We start from the raw sequence: 22,757 nt of genomic DNA, 5'->3' as shown, positions 1-22,757 counted from the left end.
GATAGCCACATAGAGCCCCTACACACCGCGCCTCGCGCACGTACCTGGACGGGGCGCGGTGTGTAGGGGCTCTATGTGGCTATCTGGGGGCTGAGTTGGAGAGATTGAGGAGGAGACAGGCTGGATGGGTGTGGCTCTGGCTGTGCCTGGCCTTGTGTGAGCGTTCGTGGGGCCGGGCGGGATTTACGGGTAGATCGGGATGCTTTTGCTGCACCGATATACAGGCGCCCTCGCCGGCGGGTGGCTCGTAGGCCCCGTGGCCTGCGCTTGTGTGCGGGGGCGGGGTGTCGTATCCAAGCGCGCACACGGAAACGGCCCCGGATACGAGCCCGGATACGACGGGGTAGACGACATCGAGCCACCCGCCCTCGGCCGGTGCGCCCGCAGGGGCTGTGACCTGCAGATTTACCTTTTAGCGTGCCTGGCGGGAGCGGGTGCGTGGCGTGATGAGGGCCTGGGTGGCCGGCTCGGGTTCGAGGCCGAGTTCGGCGAGGTGCCGCTGCAGGCGGGTGTAGGAGTGGTGGGCGGCGTCGTGGCGTCCGGCGTCTTGGTAAAGGCGGATGGCCTGCTGGACCAGCCGTTCGTGGTCGGGGTGGATGGCGGCCAGGTGTTCCAGCAGTGGCAGGACGGCGTCCCGCTCACTCGGATCGGCGTCGGCGCGTTCGGCGTGGTGGGCCAGGCGTAGGACCGCGTCGGTGGCCTGGGTGGCGAGGTGTTCGCGGATGGCGTCGGCCCACAGGTAGTCACCGCTGTGCGCGAAGGGTCCGCGGTAGTGGGACAGTGCCTCCCGTAGCGCGGGCAGCGTGCCGTTGCTCATGTCTTCCGTGCCGGTTTTTCCGGTTGTGGGGAATGCCTGCTTCAGATGGTGGGTGAAGTCCGCGAGGTCGGTTTCCACCAGTTGTGGGTTGAGTTTGTGGAGTTCTCCGTGGAGCAGGATGAATTCTTGTGTGGTGATGCCGGTCGCGGCGCGCAGGGCGCGGCGTACGGCGCGGCGCAGGTTTTTCAGCGCGAGTTGTTCGGATTCCGTGTCGAGGCGGAGTTTGTCGGCGATGTCCGAGGCCAGGAGTCCTGCGGGGTGGGCGGCGAGCAGGGCGAGGAATTCATGGACTTCACTGCGCAGGTTGGTGCCGAAGGGCTCTTGGAGGCCGCGGGCGTACAAGGTGACCGGTCCGAGGACGTGGAGGCGCACCGGGTTGGTCTGCGCCGGGCGTAGCACGTCGGTCGTGTGTGAGGCGGCGGGCGCTGCTTGCGTCTCGGGCTGAGGCTCTGCCTCCGGCTCTGGCTCGCATGCGGGGTTGGTCACGATCCCGGGGTGCTCGGAGTGTTCGGGGCGAGGAGTGGGCAGGAGGCGCAGGCGGGGACGCTGGCCATGGGCGCCCAGAAGCATCTCGGTCATGTCGAGCCCGGCGTCGGGGGTGAGGTGGAACAGCCGTAGCCCGCTGGGGTGTTGCCCTTGTGCGCCGGGTCTCGTGGTGGTTCCGTCGGCGGCGATACTCCAGCAGGCAGCGCCCGGAAGCGGAGCGCCCAGGGCAAGGACGATCAAGGCGTCGGGGTCGCTGCGGGCCGCCAGCGCCTGAAGCTGTCCGCTATGGGCGGCATCCGGTACGGTGAGCAGGATCAGTGTGCCCGGGTCGGTCTGCTCGGTGGTGTCCGCGGCTCCGGTGACCGTGTGAGGCGTGTCGTGGTCGTCGTGAGTTTGTTCGTCGTGAGTGCGGGCGTGGGCGATCAGGTGCTGCTCGGCGGCTTCGATGGTCTGCGCGATGTCGCACTTTTGAGTCAGGGCCGTGAACTGCGGTGGCAGACCGGGCAGCAGGTGCTCGGCCACGTCTTTGGGGACGACGGCCGTAACCCGTGCGGGTTTGCGGCGCTGGCGTTCGGCTGCGGTGAGGATACCGACCAGCAGGGCACGTGCGGCGCCTTCGGCGCCGGGGCCGGTCCACGTGCAGCCACCTGGGATGGCCAGTTCGTCGAGGGTGACCTCAGTGTTGTCCCGCTCGCCGATGGTGACGGTCCGGGGGCGCTGCGGGCGTTGGGGCGGGACGCGGCGGGGGATCAGCGAATCCGGGTCGTACGGGCGGGGCGGCATGGTGGCTTCGCGGGCGGCCCGGGTAGCCCGGGAGACCACCGTGCTCAATGAGGGCAACTCTGCCGTCAAGGCCGTCAGGTCCGGTTTACGGTGGCGGCTTTGGTGTGCCCACAAGTAGTGGCGCGCGGCCAGCAGGCCGACCGCGGCCGTAATGCCGATCAGGCCCGCCTCGCCCAGGTCGACCGCCGCCGGACCTCGCTGCGTGCCCGGTCGGCGGGTCGTCGGCTCGTGGCGCCTGCCGGGCCTGGTCTGCGCGTGATCGGTGTCTGCGTGAACGCTCATGCTGGTGCCGGGCCGAGCGATGTGGGGTGCGGGGGCGACCTGTGATACGGGCCCGGCCTCACCGGCAGCCGGTGTGCGGTCCGCCGGGGCGGGAGCAGGCGCGGGTGGCGGCGTGGTGGTCTGGCTGTTGGGGATGGCCAGCCGCCAGCCGGGCGTGATCTGGTCGGGATCGTGCAGCTGGGCTCCGTCGCTTTGGACGCGGTCCTTGTTGAGCGCGTAGATCCGCGGCCAGGCGAGCGGATCTCCCATGTGGGCTCGGGCGATGTCCCACAAGGTGTCGCCTTCGCGGACTGTGTACTCCGCATAACGGGCCGCCTCGCCCAGCGTATGCGGTCCGGGCCACGCTGGACGATGACCCCGGTTCGCGGCCTGGGTGCGCGGGTTCGCAGTTACCGCTGTGGAAGGGGCCGACCGCGGGGTCGGGGCGGAGGTGAGCGGTGCCGTGGCCGCGATGTGTGGCCGGATCTCGCTGGTGGAGTAAGGCTGTTGGGCACTGGCCGCCTGCGGGCGCCACATGGTCGCCAGGGCGAGCAGCAGCGTGCCGGTGAGGAAGGCGGCAGCGGCCTGGTGGGCGGGTACGGTCCGCAGACGGTGGCGCAGTACCGTGCCGTCCCGGAAGAACGCCGGCAGCTCCCGTGCCGCCCAGAACGCCTCCCGCACGAGTGTGACCATAAACGCCGCCCAGCACCACCAGGCGATCAGGGCGAGAAGTTTGGTGAGGAACGGGTCGCTGACCGGCTCGGACAGACGCTCCATCAGATCGCTGAGTGAGGTGACCGAGGCGGGCCATGGAGTGCCGACCGACCAGGCAAGGACGATCGGGGCGCCCACGGTGATGGCCAGCAAGGCGATCAAGGACACGAGAAGTTGCAGCGCCGCGCCAAGACGGCGCCGACACGAACTGCCAGAGTGTGTCATGGCGTTACCTCATTTCGCCACGGTGTGGTGATCCCCTGCTCGGCGCGGGCGGTGGCTCGTCCGGTCGTGACCAGATCATCCATGCCGACCAAGGACAGGATCTGGGTGTGCTGACGGTGCGTGACCTGGACGCTTACCGTGTTCCCGGCGGCGTGGGCCTGGCCGGTGTCTCCGGCGGCGTGCACGTAGGCCAGCGCTGCCTGGACCGCCCGCCCAGGGTCGATCCGGACGCGCTGGCGGGCGCGGACCTGGGAGATCTGGAGTTGCTGGGTTCCGGTGCGGGCGGCTTCGGCCGCCTCGTCTGCGGCGGCCACCTTCCCGGCCAGCGCCACGCCACCGTCCAGCACCAGCCCGGCGAACAGGAACAGGCCCGCGAAGAGCACGACGACGAACGCCGTCGTCTGCCCCGTCTCTACATCCCATCCCACCGATTTGCGGCCGGATGACCGCTGATGCCTGATCATCTGCTTACTCCTCGGTGGGAGTCGATAGCGGAGACAGCTGTACGCGTGATCGTCACGTGGCCCGGCAGACCGACCACGCCGAGGGCGGCGGTGCAGGCCACCGTCACGCGTACCACACCACCCGGGGCGAACGCACCGGTATCCGTCTGCACGGTGGAGCGTGTGCAGGCCGGACTGGAGGCGGACAGCGCCGCTCCCGCCGCAGCACCGGCCTGCCGCCGCGCCTGATCCGGGGTGCGGGCCAACGTGGCAGCGCGGCCAGCCTGGTGCGCGGCGTCATCCACCCGCAGCCGCGCGGTCGCCAGCCGTCCCAAGGCCACCATGACCAGCAGCACCAGCACCAGCAACGGCGTGACCACCACCAGTTCGGTCGCGGCCGAGCCCTCTTCCGTCCTCCACAGCCCCGCCGCACGCCTGTGGATACCCTCCTCGGTATCGGTAAGAGCGTGGCGGCGGATCGAGGGCCGATGCAGGCGCTGGGATGCTCGCTGCCGCACGCTACTCACCCTTGGCGTCCAGCCGGTGTCCACCGGTCGACGGCACCTGCCGCGTGTGCGGAGACATCAAGCTGCAACCCCGGGATCAGCGCTTCCACTCTCCCGCGTACGACCGCCTTCGCGGTGCGCGCGCTCCGCTGAACGGTGACGGTCGGCGCGAGCAGCACGCCGTGCCCAATCGCCGTCAGCGTGCGGGCCGCTTGGGCCCGGCCTGCGGCTGCGTTGCTGTCCTGCGCCCGAGCCGCCGCCAGTGCCCGGGCAGCCGCCGTCTGCGCGATGTGCTGCGCATGCTCCACGAGCGCGAATTGCACGATCAGCAGTAGCAACACCAGCAGCAATGGCGTGACGATGACCGTCTCCGTTGCCGACGCACCAGCATCCTTGCCGGCGGTGCGGCATCGCCGGAGCAGAGCAAGGGCAGGAACACGGCAATGCGCCGCCTTACGGTGCATCCAGCCGCCGACAGCGCTCGCGTTGCGCGTGGAACGGGAAGCGCGCGCTCCTGCGGCGCCGCGTCGACGGAGCAACTGGAGGGCAAGACGAGGCATCGTCAGCCCCCCAGGTTGATCCCTCGGGCTTTGGCCATGACCTTGGCCGTGATGACCGCGACCGCCGCAATCGCCAAAGCGGCGAGCAGCGCGGTGATGATCACGGTCTCGGTCGAGTATCCCGCGTCATCCCTGGCGCACTCGCGCAACCGGACCACCAGGCGCCGTACCTGGTGCCGCAGGTAATGGGTCATTGGTTCCATCTCGATCTCTTTCATGAGCAGGGCGGGGAAAGAACGGAAGGAGGCTCCGGGGTCTACGTGGAGACCAGGACGCGCATCATGGCCGGGTAGCCGATGAAGACCAGGAAGGCGGCGAACATCAACACCACCGGCAAGGACATGCGCTCCGTGGCGGCCTGGGCGGCACCGTCCGCCTCCGCCAGGCGGCGGGCGCGCATGGCCGCTGCCTTGGTGGCAAGCGACTGGCGGACCTTCGCCCCTTCGGCACCCGCCAGGCCTACGGTCGCAGCCAGTTCCGAGAACTCGCTGACGCCGGTGGCCTGTCCGAGGGCGGCGAGTTCGTCCCAGACGCCGGTGCGGGCAAGGCTCGCGGTGGCCACAGCCCGCCGGATCCGTGCTGCAGCCCAGCCGTGCCCCGCTCCGGCCGCGTCCGTCAGCGCCTGCTGCACGCCGGCACCGCCGGCCAGGGCGATGACCACCAGGTCGAGGAAGACGGCGAGCGCATGCCGCAACTCCGAGCGCCGCGCCGCAGCCTGCGAGCGCACCCCCAGATCGGGGGCTCGGAACATCACGACAGCGCTGAACAGCGCCGACCATACCGGCAGCCACCAACCGACCCCTGCGTGCAGGACAGCGCCGACCAGGGCGATCACGACCGGTGGGGCGATCAGACCGACTGCTGTGGCCGCGGCCTTCTCGGCCAGGTACCGCTCCACGCTCATTCCGACCAACTCCAGGTCCGCGCGCAACGCTGCGGTCGGAAGCCCGGCCGCGCGCAGCAGCGGCACTCCGACCCGCCCCCACCGCGCCGCCCACCCACCGGCGGACTGCTGCTCCAGGCCATCCGTCGGCGACGCCGTATGGCGGGGGCTCGGTCGCTGCAGGGCCGCCAAAGTGGTTGCCAGGGAAGGGCGGGGCGGGCGCAGGCCGAGCACCGCAGCGAGCACTCCGGCGCCGAACAGCGCGCCGAGCACGATCCCGATCACGTCCTGGCCTCCGTCGTTTTCGCGGCCACCTGCGGTGGCACCGGGCCGGTTGAGGTCGCCTGGCTGCTCGGTGCCGACAGGGCAGATGGGGCGAGGATGCGGGGCTCGTCGGGGATGTGAGCGATCCTGGCCAGCCACGCGAACCCTGCCGCGAACAGGGCGCCTACCACGGTGAGCATCAGCTGTCCGGTCAGACCGGAGAACGGCTGCAGATACGGGCGGTTGAGCACCATGAGCCCTGCGGCCATACCCAGGGTGGTGCCGGTGACGACCCGCACCGAGGTCCGCACCCGCGCCCGACTCGCGTCGATCTTCAACCGCATCGCCACTTGCTCCCGCGTCGATGCCGCCAGCGAGCCGAGGAGGTCGGCGAGTTTACGGGCCTGCCGCTCAGCCGCCATCACCAATGCGACCGCCACCACATCGACCACCGGGTCGCCGACCTCCTGCCCGAACAGCCTCAGGCTGGCCCCCAGTGCCTCACCCCGTTCGATCCGGGTAGCGAGAGCGGTGGTGTGCGGGCGCAGGGCATCCGGGGCGAGTGGCGCGGTGGCCAGGATGGCTTGTTCCAGCCCGGCCGCGGCTGACAGCGTGTCGCGGAGCATTTCCGCCCACACCGCCACCGCCTCCAACCGCTCCGTCCGCGCCCGCGCAGCCCGGTCCGGCCCAACAAGCTTCGGCAGTACTCCGGCAGCAAGGGCAGCGAGCACACTGGCGACCGGCCAGTCCGTCACCATCCCCGCCAGCAGCCCGACCAGTGCGACGACGGACGCGCGCCGCCAGCCGAAGCACCGCAGTCGCTCACGCCAACGTGCCGTCCGGGATGGCGGGTTCCGCGATTCGCCGGGCTCGTGCTGCCGGGTGATTCCGTGGACGATCAGCCAGAGGCCGCCGCCTGTGGCGGACCCCAGGATCAGCCCGGTCAGGAGGGTGAGGCCCATCGGTGGGTCACCATCCCCTCTGGGCAGGAAGCGCCCGCTCGTCCAGGCCCGCCGCCAGCAGGGCGGCCTGGGTTTCGGTGCGCAACGGGGCTGCGGGTGCCGCCCGGCCGTCGGGGCCAGGGCGGTAGACCTCGTTGGAGACCACCTGGGCCCCGTCGGCGTCGATGATCTCCCGGATGGAGCCGATGGTCCGCCGGCCGCTGGTGTCCCAGGCGAGGTGGATGACGAAGTGCACCGCCGAGGCCACAAGCAGGTTGGTGGCCTCCAGCGACAGCCGCTCCGGGGCCTGGGCTGCGTAGGCGGCGAGCTTGGTGAACACCCCACGGGAGGTGGAGGCGTGAATCGTGGACAGAGAGCCGTCGTTGCCCTGGGACATGGCGTTGCACATCGGCACCACCTCCGCCCCGCGGATCTCCCCGACGATCACCCGGTCCGGAGACATCCGCAGCCCCCACCGCACCAGCTCCGCCTGGTCGATCGCCCCCTCGCCCTCGATGTTGGCCTCTCTGGCCTGCATCGCCACCACGTCCGGATGCGCCACCGGGTCAGCGTCCAGGCCGAGTTCGAAGGTGTCCTCGATCGTCACCAACCGCTCGGCGGGCGGGATCGCCGAGGCGAGGGCGCGCAGGACGGTGGTCTTGCCGACGTTGGTGCCCCCGCCGATGAGCAGGTTGCGACGCGAGCGCACCAGAGCGCCCAGGAATTGCGCCATCGCCTCATCACACACCTCGAGCGTCACCAGGTCGTCGAGGGTGGCGGCGCGGTAGCGGTGGCGGCGGATCGACAGCGACACCCGGCCGGTCACCGACATCACGGCGAACAGGCGGGAGCCGTCCGGCAGGCACATGTTCAACCTCGGAACCGCGCGGTCGAATCGGCGTTCCTCCAGCCCGGTGCGGGCGGCGATCTGCCGCACCAGCTCCACCAGTTCCTCATCCGACGCGGCGATCGGGGCGAGGCGGTGCTTGCTGCCGTCCGCATGCCGCACCCAGACTGTATCGGCGCCGTTGACCGCGATGTTTTCCACCCGCTTATCCGCCAGCAAGGCCTCCAGCGGCCCCAGGCCGGACAACGCCCCCAGCACCGCTTGCTCGATCCTCGCCTCCGCGTCTGTATCCAGTGTCGGCTTTCCGGCGGCGAGTTGGTCTTGTGCGTGGGCGTCCAGTCCCTCGGCCAGCAGACGACGCGTAACCTGTCGGCGCTGCCCGGCATCCTCCGGCGGCAGCCCCGCCTCCTGCCTGGCCTGCGCGTAGGCGGCCATCCGTCCCGCCACGTGGTCCCGCAGCGTCTCGATCAGGTGACGCTCCCTTTCCATCGACAGCGATAGCGACGGGGAGACATGGTCGATGCGGTTGCTCACGTTCGCTCACCCGCCTCGGCCAACGGCTGACCGCCGGTCTGCGCCACCGGGGCGGGGACAGCGTCGTGCACAGCCGAGTTATGGCCGGGGCGCCGCGTGACGACGGGTGGCATGAGGTGGAGGGCCATCGCGGTGGCGTCACGTACCAGGGGCGAGCTGCGCCACCGCCGGGCAGGCACGGCACCACGCCCGCGCAAGACCCGGGCGGTCTTCTCCTCCCATGGCACCAGGTGCACGCGCTCCACCCCCAGCACGCTGCTGATCTCCGCCACCGGGTAGGGGCTCGGCCCGACCACCACCAGCTCCACATCACAGCCCGCGCCGTGGTACTCCTCGACCTTCCCCGAAGCGTGCGCCAAGGCGTCCGCCTCGCCACGAGTCACCAGCAGGAGCCGGTCCGCCGCAGCCACCAACCCCACCGTCTGCGGCTGGAAACGCCCCACATCAACAAGTACCGAACCGGCGGTGCCCATCCCGGCCCGCAGCAGCCCCGGCCCCTGCCCGGCGAACAGACCCACCGCCGCAGCCGCCTGCTGGGCCCCAGTCGGACCCACGATCACATGCAGGTCGCCAGGCAGTACTTGCACGCATTCACTGAGCACCTGTGGTGACGCCGGACGCCGTGCCGCAGCAGCCAGGCTCACCAGTCCCGGTGACTCCGCCAGCCCGAACCGGGCTGCCACATCACCTCCGCCGGGGTCCGCCTCCACCACCAGCGGCGCGGGAAGTCGTTCCCCTCTCGGCCAGCACGTCGCCAATGCCAACGCCAGGGTCGTACACCCCGGCGAGCCCTTCACCGACCCGATCACGACCAGCGCCCCGCCCATTACGGGAGCTCCCGGCCCGTCGGGCTGAGCACCACCAGATGCGGCCGGGCAATCTGCGCCGCCCGGCTCGCGGCAGCCGTGTCCAACAGCACCGTCACCACTGACCCCGCCGACCCGCCGTCGGCGGAAGCCGCCGTGACGCTCATGACCGTCCCCACCACCGAGGCCGGTGTGGAACCGTCCGGTGGCGAGGTAGGCGAAGGCTCAGTACCACCGGTGTCGGAGGACCCGGGCAGGATCGCGACGCGCTGGCCGGCCTCAAGGCCCGCCGGAATTCCGCCCGGCTCGACCGCGAACGGCACCAGCGCCTTACCCGCGGGCGGAAACCCCGCCCGGCCACCGACCTGCCCCGGGGACAAGAGCTCCCCTGGGACGAGCGGCACGACGGCTACCCGGCGGAGCGCCGAGTCTTCCCGTGCTTTGCGGACGACCTCGCCGCCCGCATCGTGCACGCCCAGCCGCACCACCCGCACATCACCAGCCGTGACCACGCTCCCGGCCGGAACCGGGCGGGCCACTTCCAGCACCGGCACCGTCCGCCCTGCCTGTGCCAGCACCGTCGTGAAGCCGACCGAGCAGACGAGCACCACGCCAATGCCCGCCCACACCAACCCAGGCCGCCGCCGTACCCGACCTGCCGGCAGCCGCCCCGGCGCACCACGCGGCCCGCCCCCATCAGGGCCGGACCCAGAAGCGGTGAAAGTAGCGCCCGAACCTGACAGCACAGACCGTGACGACGGTGAAGAGGTAGAAGCCGAAGCAGAGAAGGAGATACCCACGTCAATTCCCCACAGGACATTAGGACGATCGTTCCGCATACCAGGCAGTCGCCCGCGAAGGCCGCTCCAGGGCAGGGGTTATATCGCGCCGTCCCCGGACACGATCACGCCTTGCACCTCACTCACCCGCACCAACACCTGGGCCCTGCTCCTCAGGCCCGGTACGGTGCCGCCCCGGCCGCCTCCGTGCCAGACCGCCGTCCACACCACCGTCGCGGTCACCGTGAACGCCTCACCCGGCTGCCCGGCCGACGAGCGCACGTAGGTGTAGCCGCAATCCGGAGACGACGCATCCGCCGGATACGCCGCCGAATACGGCGTACCAGGCCCTGCGCACGACACCGAGCCCCCGTCCCCCATCGACCAGATCACCTGCTGCGGCGTGGCCGTCGCCGTCACCGTCACACCCGGCACCTGCACCGTCTTCGACACTGGCCGCCACACACCCCGGTCGACCCACAACCAGGTGGGCACCCGCACCACCTGAGCAGCGGACGCATCGGGATTCATCCGGATCACCGGCAATGGCAGTTGCAACTGACGTACAGCCTGCTGCGCCAGCGCCTCGGGTGACGCGTGTGATCCCGCTGCCGCGGGCGCGGCAGGGTTCACACCCTGAGTCTTCAGGCCGAAACACGTGGCACCGGCCAACAGCGCGCAATCGGTGGGCGAGGGCGAGGGCGAGGCGGCCGTTGAGGCTGGCTGATCATCTGCCTTCGCGGCCTCGTGGCCCTGCGGCTTTGGGGCATTGGCAGTTTGAGCGGAAGGTGCCGGGACTGATGCCCTTCCTGGCGTCCCGGCCCCCACCTGGCATTGCGCGGCGGTGCAGGCCACTCCGGTCCAAGGATCGGCATTGCCGTCGGAGTACGCGACTGTCGTCGCGACCGCGCCGAGGACGCCCATCACCACAACGACGACAAGGCACGGCCTCACGTTCGAGTGCGTCAGCACGTTCCGGCCTCGTGGAGGTACAGAGAGGTCACCTTCCACGTGCCGTCGTTCAATTCGACGGTGGCGTCAGTGAGGTGGTGCCCTCCCGGAACATCGTTCTTGAGCTTGCCGGACTTCGTGTACTGCAACCAATGCGTGTCGTCGAAGCAGTCCCGAAGGGCGTATTTGACCGGTTGCGCCGTGGGCTGGCTCGAGACGACTACCGGGTCCAGGACCGGCTGGCCTTTGCTGACGACCCCTTCCTTCTGCTCCTGTTCGAGCCCGTACCGCAACAATTGCAAGGCGCCCGCAGAGGCGTGGTCGCTCAGTTGCGGGGCGTTCACGTCGGCTGTGAGGGAGGCGTGGACGAGATCGTTCCACATGGCGCGATATGCCGAGAGAGCAGCCAGCTGACGGGCGGGGATCGCAGCCGACGCGCTGGGTTTCTCATGCTGCGAAGCCTGCGCTGAATGCCCCTGCGTGCCCCCGCTGCATCCGGCAAGGACACCCTGAGCGAGCAGTACCGCAGCGGCGACGGCAACGCCTTCGAATGTTCTGCGCACGCGCATCAACCCCCAATCGCCACCCAGTGCTATCACGGAGCGCAGCAGCATAGCAACTGTGTGTAGCATATGCGGTAGGCAATCGACGAAACAGGCTCGGCGACAGCGCACGGGAGATAATCAGTCCAGTGCGCCACGTCTCATCACATACCCACCGTTACCCAGGCGATCTTCTTCTTTCCGTTTCTCGTGAGCCGGTAACCCCAGTGACCGCCGGTCAGATGATCGACGATCTGCAGCCCGCGCCCGCGCTCCGACATCAGCGCACACAACGCCTCCAGCCCTCCCCCGCAATGTTCAGGGTCCGGAACGAACGGAGTTACGGCCGGAAAATCCGGGAGATCGGGCATGCGCGGATCGCGATCATGAACTTCGCAGATGAGTTCGGCCGCCGTGGGGCGCAGCCACAGCTCGTACGGCCCTTCGGCGTGTTCGCTGGCATTGGCGGCGAGTTCGGAGACGGCCAGGACCGTGTCGCTGATCACTTCCCCCGGGATTCGCCTTCTATCCAGAGCGTGGCGTAGGGCTGTGCGGACACGGGCGGCTGCTCCTGGGGTGCAACTTGTCCAGGTGCAGAGCAATTCAGCGGTGGGGCGGCGGCGCATCATCGTGCACCTCCGCGGGCCGCGTGACGGCCCCGAACCGGGACACGGCGGTGACGTCCGCCTCCGGGGCCGGCGATGGCCCGCGCTTCGCCGATGGCGAGCGGTGCGGCGATTGGCAACACTGGAAGGAACAGAGTGGCAATGAACAGGGCGGGCAGCATCAACGGTGCCTCCGTGATGGTCGCAGCGAATGCACGACCACCACACCCCGACCCCGGCAAGAGGGGCACCGGCCGCCGGCGACGTCGTTACCCGAAAACCGACGTATACAAAGAGAGACGACCGCATGGTCGTGGGCGTCCCGGTTCCCCTCTGCCCGGCAACGACGTTATGGTCCACGCTGCCCGTTTGGCGCCGAATAGCCGGAGGCGATCATGCGCCGCCCGAACCTCGCTCTCACCGAGCAACTCGACCGTGCCGGATGGCGGCCGTCGCACCTGACCAGAGCCGTGAACGACCTTCTCGGTGACGGCTATCTGCGCCGCTCCACCGTCTCCGAATGGCTCCACGCGGGACGCATCCCCCGCGAACCGGTCCCCGCCATCGTCGCCCAACTCCTCACCGAAGCCACAGGCAGCCCCGTCTCCGTACGCGATCTATGGCCCGGTGCCGCCCTGGCACGGACGTGGTCAGTCCCGGCCGACGACGGCCTGACGAGGATCGCGGCTGCCCCCTGCCCAGCCGTCGCACTGGCCAACGACTGGCTCCACTACGCCAACCACCGGACAGGAAGCGACCAGCGACACTTCATCCCGGTCCCGCGCACCGCTCTGCCCGAGGGCGATGGGGACCGCACCCCGGCTAACCGTGCTTCTGCCCACCCGCACTCCGCTCCAGCAAAAATGACAGCGCATCACATCAGTGGCTTTCCAGTAGAATGTGCGACGCTCCAGTTCGCTCACCGGCAAGTACTGGCCTTCGCCGAACTCCTGATGAACTTGCCGCAGGACGACACCCTGATCCCCAAACTCCTCGTGGCGACGACCGCAGCCCAAGAAGCAGCACACGGCATCGGTGAACATGGGCTGGCCCAGCGATACGAGATGAGTCTTGACATTCTCGCGGAGCCATCCCAGTGGCGTAGCCAGGCCGTTCCGAACACGACTGGCGTCGCATCCCGCAGCCCGGCTCCTCGCTACAGCACCCGGGCACAGCCGAACGTAAGTCGCCGTCCTGATCGGGCATGACATGGTGCGTGCGGTTGCCGGATCCGCGGGGCGGGTTGGCGTGAGCCGGTCACTCGGCGGCTTGATCGCCGGTCGGCAGCAAAGCAGACCCTGCCTGGCACGGGTGGACGCGCACGTCGCGCCGGACGTCGTCGACCACGTACGGCACCACTCGCAACCATGCGTCGAGATCTTCGCGGGAGTCGGCGGCCATGACCAGCATTGAACCGATCATGTCGCCGTGGTTGTCGAGGGTGGCGGTCCCGAAGATGGCCTTGACCTGGATCATCGTCTCGGCTTGGGCAAGGTGCCGCTCCCGGGCATGGGCGCGACGTCGTCGTCCCTCCTCGCCCGGGTGGTCATAGCCGAGGACCAGGTAGTGCATCTCACGTCTCCGTCGGGTTCTTTGGCTGCCACCCGCCAAGGGGTTGTCGACAGTGCCTACAACACGGCGGTCGACGCTGTCCACGTAGCGAATGATCAAGCGGGGCGCTCATGCCTAGGATCGCCGGGGCGCAGCCGGCGCAATGGCCCTTTGCCGAGAAAGGTAGGTTCCCATGCAGATAGCTATTCTGCTCTTCGAACGCTTCACCGCACTCGATGCCGTCGGGCCATACGACGTGCTCAGCCACCTGCCTGGGGCCGAGGTGGTGTTCGTCGCCGAGCAGCCGGGCCCGGTGGTGAACGAGATCGGCAGCTTGCGATTAGTGGCCGAGGCTGGGCTCGGCGATGTGCTGCGGCCCGACCTCGTGGTGGTGCCCGGCGGTCCGGGCCAGAACGCACACATGGACGACGGGCCGGTGCTGGAGTGGCTGCTTGCTGTCGACGCACACACCACCTGGACAACCTCGGTCTGCACCGGATCACTACTGCTCGCAGCGGCAGGGCTCCTGGCCGGCCGCCGAGCGACCACGCACTGGCTTGCAATCGAGCAGTTGGCACCGCTCGGCGCCCACCCGGTCGAGGACCAACGGGTCGTCGTCGACGGCAAGTACGTCACCGCCGCCGGTGTGTCAGCGGGTCTGGACATGGCTCTCGACCTGGCCGGTCGCATCGCAGGGGACCCGGTGGCTCAGGCGATACAGCTGGGCCTTGAGTACGACCCACGGCCGCCCTACCAAGCAGGCTCGCCCCGCACGGCACCCCGTGAGATCGTCGACAACCTGCGATCCCGCCGCCTGACCATCCTCACCTGAAGCAGCCTGCCGGGTAGTGGCGGTTCGGGTCGGGGGTTCAAGCTGACGATGCGCTCTTGGGCCAACACACCCGGACCCAGCTCCACCCCGCCTTCGGAAGCGGCCCGGAACCGGGCCCGGGCCGCCGAGTCGGTCGGCGAGGTAACCGTAGGCAGCCACAGCGCGCCTGAGGGCACGCCAGCGGTCGGAGATCTACGGCTGTCGTCAGGCTGGACCTGGGCCGCAGAATGCATCGGCATGATGCCGTCCTTGACTACTTGCCAGATTCTGGTCAAAGACTCTCCCGGACCACCTTGTCGCTCGTGCGCAGCGCGATGGTGAGATCGTTCTGCAAACGCGGGGGGAGAGAACGCGATCCGAGAGCGCAGGTGCGTATCAGGTCGCTGCAGTCGTGTGTCTGTTGGCCTGTGATGAGAGCGGAGCACAGCGGATGCGCCAGGATCTCGCGGGCCACGTATCCGTCACGGGCTTCGGTTGTCCGGCGAACCAGGTCTTCGACGATGCGGTGCGCCGCCGGGTTATCAGCAATGCCGATGACGTCCAGTGTGGTCAGGCCGAGCCGGATATCGAAAACGGTCATGCCACGCTCGGCCTTCCACTCATGGAAGGTATTCACCAGGTCGTTCACGTGGGCATCGGTCAGTTGCCCGGCGTCACGGCGGCACAATGCGGTCAGGCATGCCGTGACGGCCTGCTCCCATGGATCGCCGGGCGCCGTGTCCGCGAGCAGGGCCGCAGCGCCCGCCGTGTCGCCTGTGGTGAGGGTTGAGAGGACGGCGACTTGGCGACCGTCGAGCATCCGTTTACCCACACCGCGATGGGCTTCGATGTGCGCCAGGGCCTCGTTCCAGCGTCCGGCGATGGTGAAGGTGCGTGTGCCGTCGGCGAGGAGGACCCGCCACAGCCACGCGCGGACCTCGTGCCGATCTTCCGGAGACGCGGTGAGGTCTGCGGGCACGGTGACGTCCTCGAACTGAGCGGCTGTGCCCTGGTCGACGGCTTCGTACAGGGCGAGGAGGCGCTGGCGGCCGTCGTCGGCGCGACCGGCGCGGATCTGCAAGCGGGCGAGGTTGACGACGGGCTCGAGGGCGCGGATCACGGACATGCCGGGCAGTGGGCAGGCGTGGAGGTAGGCGGCGGCGTGCTGGTGGCACATCTCGCGGGCCAGATCGGGAACGCCCACGTCGGAGGCGATCAGCGCGGCCTGGTTGAAGACCGCCGAGGCTAGCCCCTGGTCGGCTTTTCGTGTTGCGGTGTCCGCGAGGTCGACGAGCGCGCCCACGCGCTCGGGCAGCGGCAGGCATGCGGGCCGGAACCGGGCGACGAGCGGAAAACGCTGGGCTATGAGGCCGTGCGGGTCCATGGGTCTCCCAGGAGGCAAGAACGGAGGCGTGAAGACAGCGGTGCCCGTCGACGCTCGGCGACGGGCACCGTACTCGGGGCGTCACTGCCAATCGACGACGATGCGGTTCAGCGGGGTGTCGATGGCGAAGAGACCGGGCTGCTGCTCGATCGCGGGGGCGTCGAGCGGCTGGATCTCGAAGGAGGCTTCGCGCCCGCGGAAGTCGCGGTCCCAGGTGCGGATCGCGTCGGCGACCTTCGCGGTCAACTCGTCGCTGCCCGGCCCATGGCCGATGACGCCGAATTCCCAGAGCTTGCCGCCCTCGGGGGTCTTCTTCTCTGACAGGCGGCGGGCGAGGTAGGTGACAGCCCCCTTGTCGACGGACGCGGCGGAGGAGGGGTAGGGGTCGTCGGTAAGGAGGGTGCCCTTGACTTCCTTCGGGAACAGCATCCGGATCAGACCGCTGGGCAGGCAGCAGGTGACGAACAGCTCCATCCACTCAGGCGACTCCATGGCGCGGACCATCATGCCGGTCCACTCCTCGGTGCGCGGCTGGTCCAGGACTCCGGCCAAGGCGTCGGTGTCGATGTGCTGCCCGGCGGGGGCCTGGAGCCGTACGGTGCCGTCCGTGCTGAGCGGGATGACGCGGCGGTCGTCGTCGGCAATGCCTTTTCGTAGCGGCATGAAGGTGTTCATCTTGCTGCTGACGCTCATCCAGCGGCCGTCGTGCTGCTCGTAGGCGATGGAGCGGGACACGCTGCCCTTGAGGCGCTGGGGGACCACGAGCCGCCCGCCGGGGGCGAGTTGCTGCATCCAGGCGTGCGGTACACCGTGTGAGCCGACGGTGGCGATGATCCGGTCGTACGGTGCGCCCTCGGCGTGGCCGACAGCCCCATCGCGGGTCAGGGCCTCGACATTGGTGAACCCGGCTGTGGCGAGGTGTGCGCGGGCTCCTTCGACGAGGTCGTCATCGACGTCGATGGTGGTGACGTGACCGGTTTCACCGACCAAGCAGGCGAGCAGGGCCGCGTTGTAACCAGTGCCTGCGCCGAGTTCGAGAATGCGTTCACCAGGCCGCGCCTCCAGTTGGTCCAGCATGAGGGCGACGACTCCGGGCTGGGAGGCGCAGGAGATCGACGTGCCGTCGGTGTCGTACTTGATGTTGACCGGCGTGTCGGCGTAGGCCTCTTCGAGCGGCGCGTCGGGTACGAACAGGTGGCGGGGCACGGTGCGCAGCGCGGTCTCGACAGTGGCCGTGCGGGCGTACCCGGATTCGCGGATCGAGTCGACCAGGGCGTTGCGGAGCCGTTGCGCGTCGGCCTCGGGGGTGGCGAGCATGTCGGTGTTCACCACGTTGACGCTATCGGCCTCGGCCGTGGCCTGACTGGGAGACGCGGTGTTGTCACTCGATCCCATGACTACCTCTCGTGCGATGTGGGACATGGCGTGCTGGTCGTCCCGGTGGAGACCTGCGCGGTTGGCGTGGAAGATCACGTGATGGGTGATGACGGCTCGTAGGCCGCGGGTGAGGCCGCCTCTGGTGGCGAGGTGAGCGAGGGTGGCGCCTGTCCGCTCGAAAGCGGTCACCCACTCGGCGTGCCCATCGAGCGGACCGTTCGGACGGCACAGACTGTGGGCGTCGGTGGTCATCAGCTTGCGCATGGCCGGGACCTGAGCACTGGCCGTCTCCGGGGCGAGCGGTTCGGTCGTGGCCGGGCGCAGTTCGGCAACCTTCGCCCAGACATCGCCCTGCTCGAACCAGTCCAGGCCAGCCGACCACATCATGGCGCTGATCAGGAGAACGGCGGTCTCCCTGCGGCCCAGGTGGCCCGGGCCGGGCCGGTAGGTGAGCAGGTGGCGGCTGTCCTGGTGGAACAGGTCGTGGGCGGCGTCCATGGCCTTGGGGCCGCCGAACGCGGTGGTCTCCGGTTCGTAGATGCCGGGCAGCCACGAGTGGACGGCGCCTTGGCCGACGAGATCTGTGAGCAGTGACTCAATCAGTGGGGACGGCTTGGCGGCGCGGTAGCGCAAGGGCCAGGGCTGCTTGTTCATGAACCACCAGCCGGTGAGTTGCCCGGAGTCCTCAGCCGCGAGGAGGGCAGGGCCGAGGCGTTCGGTGATGACGCGGTGGCCGGTCTCGCGGTCGGCGAAGGTGATGTTGTGCTGGTGCCAGTCCGTGGGCATGACAGGTCCTTCGGTCGGCGACGGTCAGGCAATGAGCAGGCAGGCGTCCCACGCTGAGCGGGGCGGTACGGCGGTGGCGGGTGTCTGGAGCGCCAGGGCGATGCCCGCGGCACCGTTGAGGAATCCGGGCCCGGCTTCCTCGTCTTGGACCATCGTCAGGGCGGCCTCCCGCGGGTCGGTGCCTGGCGGGTATATAGCAGTCAGGAGTGCCGGGATCGTGGCGCGAAGCGCTCTGGCGGTTGAGGGGTGGGCGTCAGCGGCCATCCGGGCGGCGACGTGCGCGAGGCCCGCGGTGCCGTGACACAGGCCGTTGTCAGTGGTGGCCTTGAGCTGTAGTGGATCGGTGAGTGCGGAGGTCAGCGCGTTCTCCGCCTCGATCTGGCGCCGAACATCGCCCAGGGCCAGGGCGGCGAGTTGCCGGGCCCGGGCGAGGCCCGCGGTGCCGTAGCACCACGACGGCCGCCGCGGCGCGCAAGGAGCGAGCCGTCCCGCGCGAAGTTCGGCGCGGGTGACCCAGTACGGCCAGGTCGGTCCGCGGTCGGTGTCGAGGCGCCAGCGGTCCTGCCACGCCAGGATGGTGCGCACGGCGTCGTGGTGGCGGTCGACGACGGTGCCGTGCCGGGCGGCCAGGGCCAGCAGCGCGAGGACCGATGCGATGCCATGGGCGACACCGTTGTTGGCGTGCCCGCCGGGGAACTTCTCGTCCGGTCGGCCCGAGGGTCCGCTCGCTGTCCACCACCCCGGCAGGACGTCGCCGCAATCGGTGATCGGTTCGGTGAGGCGGACGCAGTAGTCGAGGATGGTCCGCACGGCATCGCTGCCGGGGTTGCGATGCAGGAGATAGGCGCCGTAGCCGGTGAGCCCGCGGATCGCGTCAAACTCCGCCAGCTGCGGGAGGAGTTTGGCGTCGAGGCGGCGGTGCGCGGCGCCGAGGCGCCGGCGGATGTCGGTGGCGATCTGCGCATCGAGGGTGTCCAGGGCGCGCTGGTACGGGCCGGGCAGGTGCTCGGCTGCGCAGGCCACGGTGTGTGCGAGGCCGGGGGCCCCGTAGAAGGGGTGGCTGTCGTCTCCGCTGGTGAACGGCTGCCGGGCAGCGACGGCGAGCCAGTCGTGGGCGCGCTGCCACGGCCCGATGCCGGATGCGGCGCGCTCGATGTGCAGCAGGGCGATCCCCGGTGGCCCGTATGCGAGTTGCTGCCGGTGAGTGATTGTCGTGCGAGGGTTCACCGGGGCGGTGTCGGGGTCGGCCAGGAGGTCTGCGACCGCGTCCGCCACCTTGAGCGCGAGCGGGTGGGTCACCGTGCCCTCCGGGACATCCAGGCCAGGGCGGTGGCGCGCGTGAGGTAGAGGCAGACTGCTTCCTCGGGGAAGTCGACCGCGATGTGCCGTACGAAATGGACGTGCAGCAGCGATGAGAGGACGTCGTCCAGGGCGATGCCCTGGGTGTGCGAGCCGGGGAGGTGCGGCCGGTAGGCGGCGAGCGCCGCGTCGCGACCGGCCCACGCCTCCACGATGGTCTGCCCTGCGGGAACGGTGCGCAATGCCGCCCAGTCGTTGGACGGATCTGCGAGCCGTACGGTCTCGGCGAATTCCGGGCGCGGCACCGGTGCGGGCGCGGTGGGCGGAATGTGGTCGATCAGCCAGCGCATCCCGGCCTCGGTACTGCCGAGGAACGCCGTGGCGATGGCGATGGAGTGCGCGGCCACCAGCGCACGCTGGTGCGGGCGCTGGGGCTGGGAGAGCTGAGCGACGACGGCGCGCGAGTCCGCGCGGAACACTTCCTCGGCGGCGTCCCAGGCGGCGCCGGAGCCCCAACGGCCCATCTCTTGGTACGAGGTGGGAAAACGCAGATCCGACAGCAATCCGGCGGCGCGCAGCTCGTCGGCCCACGTGCTGACCGATCGGGCGGTCTCGGCGAAGGCATCGAGGTCGGGCAATGAGATGCGCACCCGCAAGTGCTGGTGGGGGTCGCGGAAGCGGATGAACCACCACGGCGGACCGCCGAGTCGATCCAGCAGGTCTGGGAGATGCTGGGTGAGCAGGGTGTCCTGGCGGCGCAGGTCGCCGTACAAAGTAGCCAGCAACACCGGCGAGACGCCCGGAGACTGGATCTGCGCCGGAGAAAAGGTGCGGGCCGGCGCGGGGGCCGGCAGGGCTGGCCACCCCGGTGGCCGCGTCGCCTCCAGCGGTACCACGACCTCATGCGCACGGCCATCGCACCAGCCGTACGCGTCAACTTCCGGGGCTTCGACGAGAACTACCAGGCGGGCGCGGTTCAGGTGCTGGCGCAGCAAGGTTCGGTGTCCGGCCTGGTCGAGGTCGAGGAGGAGGCGGCGGTCGTCCTCGGCCAGGTAGACCCGCTGCGGCATCCGCCGCCGGCTCCGCCACTCGCGGAGAGCCGTCTCCCACTCGGCCCGGGGGCGGTCGCGGCCGGGCAGCTCCGGCGCTTCCAGCCGCCACCGTGCGGGAGCCAGGACTGTGCGTCCGTAGCGCAGTCGGGGCAGGAACGGCATCGCGTTTGCGGCGCCCCAGTCGAACAGCGTGACTTGCGCGCACTGAGCGCGGGACAGCTCGGTGAGGAACCGCACCAGCGGCGGGGTGTGCTCCTTGAGGTTCAGCGCGTGCATCCCCACGGCCTCGATCCGGTGTCCGCGCTGGGGTGCGGCCAGATACATGCGGCGACCGTCGCAAGCCACCGCGAGATCGTCAGGCGTGAGCACATCCCCGCTTGGGTCGGCGCGGTGCTCCTGCACACTGATCACGCTGGCCAGGACCTGCGGGGCGCGCGCGACATGGGCGCTCCTGGACAGCAGCGGCGGGAAGGACAACTGAGCGGGAACGGTGCCTGCATCCGCGGTCGGCAGGTCGGCCAGCTCCGCGGCCAGACGTTCTCGGTCCTTGGGGGCCAGCACGCTGAGGAACCGGCCCGTGGTGACTCCGACGCCGCGGGACACGCTCACGACCTCCAGCCGGAACCGCCCGCGGTCAAGCTCCTCAGCGCTGGAGGCGTGCACCCGGACACCGACCTCCAGGTGGGGCGGCACCCTTGGGTGCTCGGGCCCCACGTCCATCGCGGCGATCAACTCGTCGGTCAGGACCACCTCGTCGCGGCCATCGAGGACGGCGGCCTGCGCGAGGCGCACCAAGCTGTCGTCCCGTTCGGAGAGCCGGGGGCGGCGCCCGTCGGCCGGGGCGCCCGGATACCCGTCAGGCAGACCGGTACCGCTGTCCGCGACGACCTCCTTGAGCGGCACCATCGTGCCGATGCCATACCGCTCGTAAAACCGCCGCTGATACGCCTTCCACGCCGCCGTTCCGTACGGGAGGGCGCTGACCCAGGTCAGGACCAAGGCGACACGCTCGATCTCCCGGGCGATCTCCTCGGGCAGCTCGACGCGGGCGTCCAGACGCAGGTCGAGAGCGAGGGGGTGGCGGCGAAGGCCCGGGACCAGAGCCTGCATCCGTGCGGTGATGCGGTCCCGGCTACTGCGGATGCCGCACTCACGCAAATTGTTGTGCACGAAGTGCAGGTTGCGGATCGTATCAGCGGCCGGAGCCACGGTGCCGGCGTCCACGGCGTCGAGCTGGTCGACCAGGTAGCCCAGGGCGTCGGTGTCAGTGCTCGGCGCGTGCAGATTGGTGATCAGCACCTGGTACCGGATCAACTCCTGCACCAGCCGATGCGCCTTATCCAACCCTGCTGTGGGGAAGTCCGCAGCAAGCTTGTCAGCGAGAACACCAGCGCGGATCGGTGCCCCGGCCGCATCCAGGACCGCCCGCACCGGCTCCGTCAGGCCGATGGATGTCTCGACCGCACGACTCCGGCCACTTCGGGGCTCGCAGGTGTACGGCACGATGAGCCGATCACCACGTCGTGCGACGGCGTTGTTGACGACCACCAAAAGACGCTCCAGCAGTCCGGGGCACGACTCCAGCCGCTCGACAACAGCCGTCAGCCACTCCGCGCTCGCCCTGCCGATGACCACGTGATCCAAGCCCCATGTCGAGCCCGCTCGTGGTCCGAAGGTGGCTGAGGTCACGCCGGCGAACAGGCCGAACGGAGTCGCCCGGTGCTCGGCTCGCAACACATAGCGGGCCACGGAGGCGACCGCGCGGCGCACATCACGCTCGGCCGGGGTGCCGGATGAGCACAAGACACGCACCTGGGAGGCCAGGGCAGCGCTGGCGTGTTGCAGCGCCTCGGCAACGTCCTCCTCGGACCACACCTCCCGCAGCCACGCGAGCCGTGCAGCTGCGCCGCGAGGGGAAGGGTCGTCGAGGTCGGGGCACGGTGAAACGGGAAGCTCCGGTCGGGCGACCGCACGGACGAGAGCGGTCTTACCGGCGCGGAACGCGGTGCTCGAAGCCATCACAACCTCCGTGGTCCAGGCGGGCGGCCGGTGCCCTCGCGGCCCGCAGCGCGAAGACACCGGCCCGGGATGACGTGCGCCTCGGGTCAGGCCACGTTGGTGGTGCAGGCGCCGCAGGTCTCGCCGCAGCCGTCGTCAGTCAGGTTGGTGAGGCTGGCAGCGTCGGACACTTCCAGCAGGGTGACGTCCAGCTCGAAGCCGTCGGACGTCGTCGACTGCGGCGTCTGCGGGCGGACCTGCGTGGTGCTCGGATCGGTGCTTCGTTTCATGGCAACTCCCATGAATCGTAGGGACGTTACGGACGTACATGGCGCGCCGCCGATGCATCTGGGCGCGCGGCGGGGAGTGCGGGATCCCCGCATCCGGCTGCCCATCGCCCGGCCAGTCGAATGCGCGGACACCGCAGTTCCGGTACTACGCCAGGGCCAGGGCCTCATCCTTCTCGGCGGTGCGCGCCGCAAGCTCGGTCCTCATCACAGATGACCGAAACTGACCCATCGCCCCGCAGTGCGGATCGGACGATGGGGCGGT

The 22,757-nt window shown here is 69.6% G+C and carries 21 protein-coding genes; 2 read left to right on the top strand and 19 right to left on the bottom strand.

The genetic code is table 11. The features are described from left to right. Positions 1-412 precede the first annotated feature (412 nt). The 13 genes from NGB36_RS28560 to NGB36_RS28500 form a co-directional block, all read right to left on the bottom strand. Positions 413-3,286, bottom strand: a complete 2,874-nt coding sequence (locus NGB36_RS28560; protein ID WP_255923462.1) for a BTAD domain-containing putative transcriptional regulator — start codon at positions 3,284-3,286, stop codon at positions 413-415. Continuing rightward, positions 3,283-3,750, bottom strand: coding sequence for a hypothetical protein (locus tag NGB36_RS28555; protein WP_255923461.1), 468 nt, complete (start codon positions 3,748-3,750; stop codon positions 3,283-3,285). The genes NGB36_RS28560 and NGB36_RS28555 overlap by 4 nt, the downstream gene beginning before the upstream one ends. Beyond that, positions 3,747-4,247 carry a TadE/TadG family type IV pilus assembly protein gene (locus tag NGB36_RS28550; protein WP_255923460.1) on the bottom strand — a complete coding sequence of 167 codons (501 nt, stop codon included), beginning with the start codon at positions 4,245-4,247 and terminating at the stop codon, positions 3,747-3,749. The genes NGB36_RS28555 and NGB36_RS28550 overlap by 4 nt, the downstream gene beginning before the upstream one ends. Before the next feature lie 5 nt (positions 4,248-4,252). After that, entirely contained in the window at positions 4,253-4,699 is a 447-nt protein-coding gene (locus NGB36_RS28545) for a TadE/TadG family type IV pilus assembly protein (RefSeq protein ID WP_255923459.1), read from the bottom strand. A 98-nt stretch (positions 4,700-4,797) separates the two neighbouring features. Further along, positions 4,798-5,013 (bottom strand): hypothetical protein, encoded by a 216-nt coding sequence (locus NGB36_RS28540; RefSeq protein ID WP_255923458.1) that lies wholly within the window; start codon positions 5,011-5,013, stop codon positions 4,798-4,800. 38 nt (positions 5,014-5,051) lie between these two features. Continuing rightward, the gene (locus NGB36_RS28535; protein WP_255923457.1) at positions 5,052-5,963 is read right to left on the bottom strand and encodes a type II secretion system F family protein; all 912 of its coding nucleotides are present in this window, start codon (positions 5,961-5,963) and stop codon (positions 5,052-5,054) included. Continuing rightward, complete coding sequence (locus NGB36_RS28530) at positions 5,960-6,904, bottom strand: type II secretion system F family protein (protein ID WP_255923456.1); 945 nt, start codon at positions 6,902-6,904, stop codon at positions 5,960-5,962. The genes NGB36_RS28535 and NGB36_RS28530 overlap by 4 nt, the downstream gene beginning before the upstream one ends. A gap of 7 nt (positions 6,905-6,911) precedes the next feature. Continuing rightward, positions 6,912-8,219: a TadA family conjugal transfer-associated ATPase gene (locus NGB36_RS28525; protein ID WP_255923464.1), complete on the bottom strand. Its 1,308-nt coding sequence runs from the start codon at positions 8,217-8,219 to the stop codon at positions 6,912-6,914. Positions 8,220-8,260: 41 nt separating this feature from the next. Beyond that, positions 8,261-8,851, bottom strand: a complete 591-nt coding sequence (locus NGB36_RS28520) for a CpaE/TadZ family protein (protein ID WP_255923455.1) — start codon at positions 8,849-8,851, stop codon at positions 8,261-8,263. A gap of 239 nt (positions 8,852-9,090) precedes the next feature. Beyond that, positions 9,091-9,699 carry an SAF domain-containing protein gene (locus tag NGB36_RS28515; RefSeq protein ID WP_255923454.1) on the bottom strand — a complete coding sequence of 203 codons (609 nt, stop codon included), beginning with the start codon at positions 9,697-9,699 and terminating at the stop codon, positions 9,091-9,093. Positions 9,700-9,948: 249 nt separating this feature from the next. Then, entirely contained in the window at positions 9,949-10,821 is an 873-nt protein-coding gene (locus tag NGB36_RS28510; protein WP_255923453.1) for a hypothetical protein, read from the bottom strand. Beyond that, positions 10,815-11,414: a hypothetical protein gene (locus NGB36_RS28505; RefSeq protein ID WP_255923452.1), complete on the bottom strand. Its 600-nt coding sequence runs from the start codon at positions 11,412-11,414 to the stop codon at positions 10,815-10,817. Before NGB36_RS28505 ends, NGB36_RS28510 begins: the two co-directional genes overlap by 7 nt. Positions 11,415-11,506: 92 nt before the next feature. Beyond that, positions 11,507-11,968: an ATP-binding protein gene (locus tag NGB36_RS28500; RefSeq protein WP_255923463.1), complete on the bottom strand. Its 462-nt coding sequence runs from the start codon at positions 11,966-11,968 to the stop codon at positions 11,507-11,509. 374 nt (positions 11,969-12,342) lie between these two features. Here NGB36_RS28500 and NGB36_RS28495 point away from each other — a divergent pair, with 374 nt between their 5' ends. Then, a complete protein-coding gene (locus tag NGB36_RS28495) occupies positions 12,343-13,155 on the top strand; it encodes a hypothetical protein (protein WP_255923451.1) in 813 nt (270 codons plus the stop codon). Positions 13,156-13,204: 49 nt separating this feature from the next. Here NGB36_RS28495 and NGB36_RS28490 read toward each other — a convergent pair whose 3' ends face one another. Beyond that, entirely contained in the window at positions 13,205-13,519 is a 315-nt protein-coding gene (locus NGB36_RS28490; RefSeq protein WP_255923450.1) for a YciI family protein, read from the bottom strand. A 172-nt stretch (positions 13,520-13,691) separates the two neighbouring features. On the opposite strand from NGB36_RS28490, the gene NGB36_RS28485 reads away from it, so the two are divergent. Next, on the top strand, positions 13,692-14,330 hold the full coding sequence (locus NGB36_RS28485) for a DJ-1/PfpI family protein (RefSeq protein ID WP_255923449.1): 639 nt from the start codon (positions 13,692-13,694) through the stop codon (positions 14,328-14,330). A 271-nt stretch (positions 14,331-14,601) separates the two neighbouring features. Here NGB36_RS28485 and NGB36_RS28480 read toward each other — a convergent pair whose 3' ends face one another. From NGB36_RS28480 to NGB36_RS28460, 5 genes are all read right to left on the bottom strand, one after another. Then, a complete protein-coding gene (locus tag NGB36_RS28480) occupies positions 14,602-15,693 on the bottom strand; it encodes a hypothetical protein (protein WP_255923448.1) in 1,092 nt (363 codons plus the stop codon). A gap of 81 nt (positions 15,694-15,774) precedes the next feature. Then, the gene (gene fxlM / locus NGB36_RS28475) at positions 15,775-17,856 is read right to left on the bottom strand and encodes a methyltransferase, FxLD system (RefSeq protein ID WP_255923447.1); all 2,082 of its coding nucleotides are present in this window, start codon (positions 17,854-17,856) and stop codon (positions 15,775-15,777) included. Positions 17,857-17,880: 24 nt separating this feature from the next. After that, complete coding sequence (locus NGB36_RS28470) at positions 17,881-19,155, bottom strand: lanthionine synthetase C family protein (RefSeq protein ID WP_255923446.1); 1,275 nt, start codon at positions 19,153-19,155, stop codon at positions 17,881-17,883. After that, positions 19,152-22,226, bottom strand: a complete 3,075-nt coding sequence (locus NGB36_RS28465) for a lantibiotic dehydratase (protein ID WP_255923445.1) — start codon at positions 22,224-22,226, stop codon at positions 19,152-19,154. Before NGB36_RS28465 ends, NGB36_RS28470 begins: the two co-directional genes overlap by 4 nt. 86 nt (positions 22,227-22,312) lie before the next feature. After that, a complete protein-coding gene (locus NGB36_RS28460; protein WP_255923444.1) occupies positions 22,313-22,495 on the bottom strand; it encodes an FxLD family lanthipeptide in 183 nt (60 codons plus the stop codon). Between the last annotated feature and the right edge of the window lie 262 nt (positions 22,496-22,757).

Source organism: Streptomyces humicola (assembly GCF_024436035.1).
GTDB classification, from domain to species: domain Bacteria; phylum Actinomycetota; class Actinomycetes; order Streptomycetales; family Streptomycetaceae; genus Streptantibioticus_B; species Streptantibioticus_B humicola.
This window is presented reverse-complemented; position numbering and strand designations above follow the sequence as displayed.